Source organism: Deltaproteobacteria bacterium (assembly GCA_009930495.1).
GTDB lineage: Bacteria > Desulfobacterota > Desulfovibrionia > Desulfovibrionales > Desulfomicrobiaceae > Desulfomicrobium.
Window position 1 is genome coordinate 1 of sequence record RZYB01000121.1, and the last position, 8,433, is coordinate 8,433.

Below are 8,433 nucleotides of genomic sequence, written 5' to 3' on the forward strand. Positions count from 1 at the left end.
CCCCGGAGACTGGATGTTCAGCGCATCATTGGATTTTGTCGGCACGCTCCGCAGGGGCGACGCCCGGTGATCTGACCGGGCCCGTGGCCCCTGCCCCGTCCTCAATTGACGCACCACGAGGAGGAGCACCATGGGCTACACCAACGCCACGGAAGTATTGCCGAAAAACCTTCTGGAAGCCGTACAGCGCTATATCGATGGGCAATGCGTGTACATCCCGCGCCGGGATGACCGCAGACAGGCCTGGGGCGAACGGACCACGACACGCGCCGACATCGCGGCCAGAAACCGCGACATCCGCGCCCGACACGCGCGAGGCTTAAGCGCCCGGGAACTGGCCAAGCAGTTCCATCTGGCGCCCAAAACCATCGCCAAAATTCTGCGCCAGACCGCCGGAAGGTAACCACCGCGCCACGGGACATCCCGTGGCGCTTTTTTGTTTTCCAATCATCACGGGGCGGGACAGATGGCGCGGCGCGGAATACGATTCGACCAAACAAAGGAGATTTACCAATGACTTTCGATTCCACCACCCTTTTCCCCCGCGACTTCCAACTCCAGACCATGATGGGTCCCAACGCCCTGCGCATTCTCGACGAATTGCTGGCCCGCGCTCCCCTGCCAAAAAACGCCCGCGTCCTGGACCTGGGCTGCGGCATGGGCCTGACCTCCATGGCCCTGGCCAAGGGATACGGCTGCACCGTGACCGCCGCCGATCTGTGGGTCGCGGCCGAGGACAACGCCCGGCGCTTTGCCGAAGCCGGCCTGTCCGAGCGGATCACGGCCGTGCACTGCGAGGCCCACGCCCTGCCCTTCGAGGCGGAGCGGTTCGACGCCGTGGTCAGCATTGATTCCTGGCACTACTTCGCGGCCCAATCCGAATATCCGAGCGCGCATGTCCTGCCCCTGCTCAAACCCGGCGGCCTGCTTCTGGTCGGCATACCGGGTCTGCGCCACGCCCTGGACTCGGTGCCGGCCGACCTGCGCCCGTACTGGGTGGACGGCATGAACTTCTGCACCCTGTCCTGGTGGCGGGAGCTATGGCTGCAGTGCACGGGCCTGACCGTGCGCGCGGCGTTTGACATGCGCTGCCACAAACAGGCCTGGGACGAATGGCTGGAGAGCGACAACGAACACGCCAAGAACGACGTGGTCATGATGGACATGGAAGCGGGACGCTATTTCGCCACCCACGGCCTGATCGGCGAAAAGCGGGAGTGGTGACGGGTCCGTCGGGACCAGATGAGCTCAGACGCGCGCCAACGCCGCCAGAAGATCGATTCCAAGCCGGCGCGCGGCATGCAGAACCTGCTCCTGCTCCACCTGCATGTCGCGCGCAAGGCCCCAGACGGCCAGAACGCGGGTAGCCGCCGTGCGGCAGGCGTCAACGCGGAACGACCGAGCTCCCTTCCAGGCCGGCAGCACGGGACAAAGCTCGTCGAGCACGGCCGGATCAGGAAAAAATCGCCCCGCGCGGCCGCTGGACGCCGCCAGATGATCGAAAATGGCCAGCCCGTCCGGATCGACATCGCCAAAGTGCACCCACGGGCAGCCGGCGGGCAAGGCGCGCAACCATGCGGCGATCCCGCGCGAGGCATAGCCGCCGGTATACAGCAGAAGGCCCGAGGGAAGCTCCATGCCCACGAATGGAGACAGGTTTTCGCAGGTCACGACCAGGGACACGGCATCCAGTTCGTACTCTTCCGGCAGGCCAAAGCCGGGCAAAATCACGGCTTGGCCCAAGCCACGGGTCACTGCCCGCAAATCCGGGCCGCCAGTCCTGCCGGAAACTGGAGAAAACGCCTTGAGCCGGATTTCGCCCCGGCTGGGCAAGCGCCCGAGCCAGTCCCCATAAATGCGGCTCAGGATGGATGTCCGCCCGATATATTTGGAATCCCCGAACAGTTCGGCGCTGAGCTGCTGGCGCCAGACCGGGGCGGGCACACGCTCGATCCCGTCCAGGGCGCGCAGCAACACCAGACAATCCCGGGCCAGATCCGTAATGGCGACATCCAGTCCCAAGGAGGCCATCAGACCGGCGGCCTCGTCCAGGGCCTGTCGCTCCTCGGTGAATCCGGAGCACAGCAGATGGCGCAGTTCGTCCGGGTCGCGCAGAATGGCCTTTTTTTTGTCCCGCTCCACGATGCCGGAACGCTCAAGCATGGCGAATTCCTCGCGCCACCCCACCCGGCCCCTGTCCAGCAGGGTCCGCCACGCCAGATACTTCGCGGTCTGATCCATCATGCTTCCACGGGCTGTTCGCCAACCACGGCCGGGGCGTGATACACGCCCACATGGGTCACGCCCTGCGGCAGGGGAGTCAGGATGTGGGTCAGGGAATCCGGGATGTTCAGCATGCGGGGCAGGGCCAGCACCAGTTGGCATTCCACCCGGTCCAACAGGTCGCGCACTGTGTTCATGGCCCGCTCGTCGAGGCGCTCGGCCTCGTCCAGGGCCATGAGCAAAAACCCGCTGCCGCGTTGCCGTCCGGCCTCGGACCCCTCGTAAAAGAGCAGGCTCAGGCAGATGGCCAGATTGATGCCCAAGCCCTCGCCGCTGGAAAAGCCACTGCGCCGTTCCCGGCCCTGGTCGTCCTCGATGGCCCAGGTCAGACGGACATAACTGCGATAATCCGTGATCTGATCGTCCTCCAGCTGGGTGCCCCTGGAATGACGGGCGATGATTTCCCGGATCTGATCCAAGAATTCGCGCAACCCCGTGATGCCGCCGGAAGAAAAAAGCGGCAGCTGGCCGGAACCACGCAGATGCTTCAGGCCTTCGTAAACCGGCTCCAGCACCTTTTCCAGATAGACCTTGCGCACCTTGCCAAAGCCCAGATTGGACAGGATGTCGTTGATGCGCAGCAGGCGGCGGGTTAGACCCTGCATATCCAGATCGACATTGCGCCGGATCTCCTCGACATAGCCGCGCAGTTTCTTCTCGATCTGGGCCAGCTCGGCGCGCAGGGATTCCAACTTCTCCTCCTCGCGGTCCAACTCCAGATCGGGCGGAATGAGCATCCGCAACACGTCCTCCACAAAACGGTCCGGCTCCTGGTCCCGGCTCAGGCTCATTGGCTGGCCATATTCCTGGCAGACGTGTTCCAGGGTTTTGATCAATTCGCCCCTGGCCTCGTCCCATTCCCGCCGCGCGGCATTCCGCCGCGACTCCTCCCGATCCCGGGGCGTGATTCCGGGCATCTCGTCGCCGTACTGCCCCCGCCAGGCAGCCTGGGCCCGCTCCAAATCCTCGGCCGCATGCGCCTGTTTGCTCCGCAGAGCGGCGCCACTGGCGGCCAAATTTCCGATCTCGGAACGATTCTGTCCGACAAGCTGGTTGGCCTCCCCGATTTCGCGACGCAGGGCTTCCAGTTTCCGGTCCAAGGCCAGAATCCTCCCAGCCATATCCTCGGCCCGGGCAAAATCGACCCGCCCCTCCAAAACGTCGCCGGGCTCCTCCTGCTCCAGCTGGCGGCGCCGGACCTCGGCCCCCTCGCGGATTTTGTCCTGAACATGGACGGCTTGCTCCAGCTCCTTGCGACGCGCTTCCGCCTCGTGCCGCAAGGCGCGAAGCCGGGAGTCTTCCGCCGCAAGGGCCCGCGCCTCGTTCTCGATATCGGCCAAACGTTCCCGGACGGTCTTGAGCTGACGCGGACACTCTTCCAATTCAAAAACATGCAGGTGCTGCTTGAGCCTGTTCACACATTCAAAACACGTCTTGACGCGCGGCTGATTCATGGCCACCCGCTCGATGCGCCGGGCCAGTTCTTCTTCCCGTGTCACCGCGTCCCGGTCCTCCAGGGCGGCCCAAGCCCCGACCAGGGCGGCGCACCGTTTCTCGCACAACTCCAGGGCCGTGGTATCCTCCCGAATCCGGGCCTGGGCGGCATCCAACTCCCTGAGCTGCGTTTCCAAAAGGCCAAGCTGCTGGACCCTGGCCCGGCTGGACAGCCACACCGGGCCGTCCGGCTCGTACCAACCCAAATTTCCGAAACCGCCAAGATCCGCATTCGTCCCCGACCACGCCGCCCGGTCCACCGGGCCGGAAACCAAAAACACACGATCCGGGCCGGCCAGGTGTTCCAGGGGGTCAACCCCTGGCGCGGGCCGGATGGCCAAAGCGAAAGGCCCGAGACGTTTCTGCCAAACAGCGGCGCGGTCCACCTCCAACTCGTCGAAATCCTGGGCCACGGGCTCGGCCAGTCCATTTTCGACCATGCGCCTGGCCGCTTCCGGCAAGGGTGGCCGACCCTTGGCCAGGGTCTGGCGCAGATCCACCAGCCGGGCCTGCCGCTGGTTCATCGCGTCCAGCTTCAAAACTTTGTCCCGGATATTCCGGCGCGCGTCGGCCTGGAGCCGTTCCACGGCCTCGCGTTCAAATGCTTCGGGCAGGCCGTGATCGCGCGCCAGGGCGCGCCACGATTCCAGGGCTTCCAGATGCGCCGTGGCGCGCCGCCGTAAATCCGGCAGCTGGCCACGCCATTCGGACAAAAGCAACTGCTCCCGATAGGGCTTGTCCCAGGTGGCCCACAGCTCGATCACGTCGGCCTTGGTCCGGACAGGCCGCTCCAAAATTCCGGCGGCCTTCTCCAACTCACACTGAAATGCCGTCCACGTCGCGGTTTCCTTTTCCAGCAACTCCCGCCGCGCTCCCAACCGCTCTTTTTCCAACAACAAACGCGTTTGTTGTTCACCAACGGCAGCCATCCCCTCCACCACGGGGACAAGCTCCGCGACAAGGCGGGACAGCTCCCCCTCGGCGGCTCGAAGCTGCTCCATGGCCTGTTGCAAAACCCGGCCAGCCTCCTGATATTCCTTGTGATGGCGCAACTGCACGGCCAAGGAGGACTGCTGCTTCTGGCACAGGTCGCGTTGATCCAGAAGAGCACGCTCGTCCCGCTCCTGGTTGGCCAGCCCCGCGATCCGATCCGTCAACAGCCGTTGGGTTTTCTCCAACTCGACCCCATTGCGTTCCAGGGCCTGCCGCACGGCGGCCTCACGCTCGATACCAATGGCCAAATCGCCCCGCAGACTGGCTCGACGCGCCATATCCAGGGCCCCGCGCAGGCCATCGAGCGTCTGGCGTGTTTGACGGAAACGAACCAGCCCACGCAGCCGTTCCTCCACGCCGCGCCTGTCCCGCATCAACTTTTCCACGTCCGAAAAATTGGTCCGCCGGCTTGGCGGCGGGCACAGCATGTCTTGCAAAAAGGCCTGCAAATCGTTCAGCCGGGGCTGGGTGATCTGCCGCCACAAATTGGCGAAGGTTTTCTTCTTGCCCTTGCGCATCAGCGGAATGGGCAGAATGCCCTGCTCGAACAGAAAAGAATGATAGTCGTCCACCCGGTCAAAGGGGAGGCACTCGGCCCCAGGATCGGCCCGAAGCACGTTACGGCCCAGTGCGCTCAAATCCGGAGTGATTTCGTTGGTCGCGGGGTCAAGAAACAGGCTTTCGGTCAAAGCCGCGTGTTTGAGCACAAAGGGCGCAAGCTCCAGCTGCTCGCCGCTGGGGCGGACAAAAAGGCGCACACCCAGGGCCGTGACCGTCTCGTGCCCGCCGATACCGATGGCCGTCCAGGCCACCCGCTGCCGCAACTGGCCGATGATGGACCGGTCGTTCTGGCCCGAGGCCACGTTCATGGAAATGTAGTGCTGATGGCACAGGATGACGGTCTGGATGGCGTCGAGCAGGGTGGTCTTGCCCACGCCGTTATTCCCGGACAGGACAGTCAGGCGTGGATGAAGCGGGATGCGGCCGCGGGGAAAAAGCTGATACCCGATCAACAGCAACTCCCGCGCCGAAACGGGATCGGGGCTGAAAAACGGCAGATTCATGCGTCATCCTCCATGGCCTCGTCAGTGTCCTCGTCGGGTTCGCTATCGGCCTCGAATCCAGCCCACAAGGACCGCAGCACCGTTTCCGGATTTCCGCCCGAAGCCCCCTGCTGCACCAAGACCGCGCGGCTGATTTCCAAAAACCGTTGCAAGGCGGGCAGGCGCCAGATCCGCAGTTCGCTCCAGTCCGCGCGCACGGACGGCCGCAGCTCCACGAAACGGTACCTGACCAGTTCGTTCAGGGCCGTTTTCATGGCCGCGAGGACCTTGTCCCGGTTCTGTTCGGTCTCGGCCCGCTGTCGACCACGTCCGGTCCGGGGCACGAAGACCGGGGCGAGCATGTTGAAGTCGAATTGTCCCAGCATCAGGCCGGCCAGTTCCGCCGCCGGCACGGAATCCAGCCCGTCCACGCCCTGGGTCAGAAAATGCCAGGAAAGGTAGATGCCCATGAAGGTCGCGCCCCGGCTCAGACGTTCGGAGCGGACCATGCCGGAGTCGGGCTTGAGATAAAAAAAGCTCTCCCCACCCATATCGCCCCGGCACAAAAAATAGCCCAGGAATCGGAAAAATCCCTCCCAGGCCGAGCGGTGGCGCTCCAAAAAACGAAACTCCGCCGCCAAAAACGGGTCGATATGCTCGCCACGCTGCAGACGGTGGATTATCCGCCGGGACAGGGCCGGCGAAGCCATGAGCACATCACCCTCGTCCCGCGCGGTATCCACCCCTGGGTTCATCTCGTCGTGCATGTGATTTCCTTTTGGAGAATGACCGGTTGCACCAAAGCCGCGCCCAGGGGCATCCATGGCCCAAAGCCGGGACACAGCCGCGCTTCCGGGGTCCAGGTCGGCATGTCGCCCAGCAAAAGCCACAGGGCCAGAAGCTCGGCGTCGGCGTCAACGTCGTCCGGTAGATCCGACAGCAACGCCCCAATCCATTCGGACAGCGGCACGGCGACCAATGACGGGGCACTCCAGGCGGCACGCGCGGCCGCCAAAAAAGCATCCTTCCAGGGGGCCCGCATGGTTTTGACCGGTTCCGGCACGAACGCGCTCAAGGCGCTCAGGATGTCCCCGTCCAGCTCCACGGCAGCCTGGCTCTGCACGGCGTTCCAGTCCAAATGAATGGCGCAGGGCCGACCCTGACCGACGACGGGCATGGTCACGGGCGTGCGCAAGGCCCGGCGGAGCAGATCAAGCTGGATGCGTCCCAGGGCGTCCCGCCGCGACAGGGACCCCACGAAAGACTGATACGCCACGCACTGCCGGACAAAGCGCACCAAATGGGCGAGCATGGTCTCGATCCGCAGCCGCAACCCCTCCAAAAAATCCAGGGCCCGCTCGATGCCGGATTGCAACTCATCCCCCGCATACGCATCAAGGCATTCCGTCAGGGCAGCCATGAGCGGCAGGTAGGCCGAGCCATCCTGCACGGCATCGAGTAGTTCATCCAGGTATTCCCGCCCCTTGCGCACAGTGGCCAGCGCCATTTCAAAGGCCTGTTCGTCCTGGCCGCCACCAAGGCGCTTGGCCGTCTGCTCCTGATCGAGCAAGCCTTCCTCGATGGCCTGCAACTTGTATTCGATCTTTTCCCGAATCGTGCCGTGGAAAAAATGCCGCAGCCATTTGGTCAGGGCCACGGCGTCGGACGCGGCCATTTCCTGGCGCAGGGAAGCATGGGCCTGATTGAGCAGCGTGCACAAATCCTCGCTGCCGTAGTCGGCCTCTTCCAAGAGGTCCCTGGCCAGGCTGCGCCCGAGACGGGTCAGACAATATTCCTGGGTTCTGCCTTCCGTGACCGAGGCCCGGACCAGACGAAAACGAACAAGGCGGTCTATGGCCGCCACGGGCTGAAGCGCGTCCCGATCCATGCCCAGTTGCGCGGCGGCATGGAGAAGTTGCTGGCGCAGCTCCCGATCCGTGATCCGGGACAACTCCGTGGCGTTTTCCCGGAAATAGAGCCAGCCGACGAAAACCAAATCCTGGACGGACAACTCCAGTCCACGCGGAAAGCGGCTGGTGAGTCCGCTCAATTTGAAAAGGATGTCCTGATGATCCATGACGGACGTGGATACACGCAAGGCCGGTCAGGGTCCATAACGGGCCAAAACATCTCGCGGGAGCACGGCTTGCCAGAAAAGCACGGCCCTGTCATAGCCAAGTCATGAGTACCCGTATTCCCCATGACGGCTCGTACAAAAGCCTCTTCAGCCATCCGGAAATGGTCGAAAGCCTGATCCGGGACTTCGTGCCCGAGGACTGGGTCCGCGGGCTGGATTTTTCCACTCTGGAACGCCAGAACGGCAGCTACGTCAGCGACGATCTCCGCGAACGCCACGATGACATCGTCTGGCGCGTCCGTTTTCGCGGCGACTGGATCTACGTCTATCTGCTGATCGAATTCCAAAGCGCCGTGGACCCTTGGATGGCCCTGCGCATCATGACCTATGCCGGCCTCCTGTACCAGGACCTCATCCGCAGCGGGCTTATCGCCAATGGCGACGCCCTGCCGCCGCTCTTTCCCCTGGTCCTCTACAACGGCCCCGACACCTGGACCGCCCGACTGGACATGGCCGAACTGATCGCGCCCATATCCCCGTCCC

At 63.8% G+C, this 8,433-nt stretch carries 7 protein-coding genes; 3 read left to right on the top strand and 4 right to left on the bottom strand.

What is annotated here, in order from left to right:
* Positions 1 to 130 precede the first annotated feature (130 nt).
* Together EOL86_10120 and EOL86_10125 are read left to right on the top strand one after the other, a co-directional pair.
* Positions 131 to 403 carry a hypothetical protein gene (locus tag EOL86_10120; GenBank protein ID NCD25926.1) on the top strand — a complete coding sequence of 91 codons (273 nt, stop codon included), beginning with the start codon at positions 131 to 133 and terminating at the stop codon, positions 401 to 403.
* A gap of 110 nt (positions 404 to 513) precedes the next feature.
* The gene (locus EOL86_10125) at positions 514 to 1,224 is read left to right on the top strand and encodes a methyltransferase domain-containing protein (GenBank protein NCD25927.1); all 711 of its coding nucleotides are present in this window, start codon (positions 514 to 516) and stop codon (positions 1,222 to 1,224) included.
* A 24-nt stretch (positions 1,225 to 1,248) separates the two neighbouring features.
* Here EOL86_10125 and EOL86_10130 read toward each other — a convergent pair whose 3' ends face one another.
* Genes EOL86_10130 through EOL86_10145 form a run of 4 tightly spaced genes read right to left on the bottom strand, consistent with a single transcriptional unit; the run spans position 1,249 to position 7,911 of the window.
* Positions 1,249 to 2,385, bottom strand: coding sequence for a hypothetical protein (locus EOL86_10130; protein NCD25928.1), 1,137 nt, complete (start codon positions 2,383 to 2,385; stop codon positions 1,249 to 1,251).
* A complete protein-coding gene (locus EOL86_10135; protein NCD25929.1) occupies positions 2,241 to 5,834 on the bottom strand; it encodes a hypothetical protein in 3,594 nt (1,197 codons plus the stop codon). Before EOL86_10135 ends, EOL86_10130 begins: the two co-directional genes overlap by 145 nt.
* Positions 5,831 to 6,580 carry a hypothetical protein gene (locus EOL86_10140; GenBank protein ID NCD25930.1) on the bottom strand — a complete coding sequence of 250 codons (750 nt, stop codon included), beginning with the start codon at positions 6,578 to 6,580 and terminating at the stop codon, positions 5,831 to 5,833. Before EOL86_10140 ends, EOL86_10135 begins: the two co-directional genes overlap by 4 nt.
* Positions 6,565 to 7,911, bottom strand: a complete 1,347-nt coding sequence (locus tag EOL86_10145; GenBank protein ID NCD25931.1) for a hypothetical protein — start codon at positions 7,909 to 7,911, stop codon at positions 6,565 to 6,567. Before EOL86_10145 ends, EOL86_10140 begins: the two co-directional genes overlap by 16 nt.
* 83 nt (positions 7,912 to 7,994) lie before the next feature.
* Between EOL86_10145 and EOL86_10150 the strand changes: the two genes are divergently transcribed.
* The coding region (locus EOL86_10150) for a transposase (protein ID NCD25932.1) at positions 7,995 to 8,433 on the top strand (439 nt) is incomplete at its 3' end.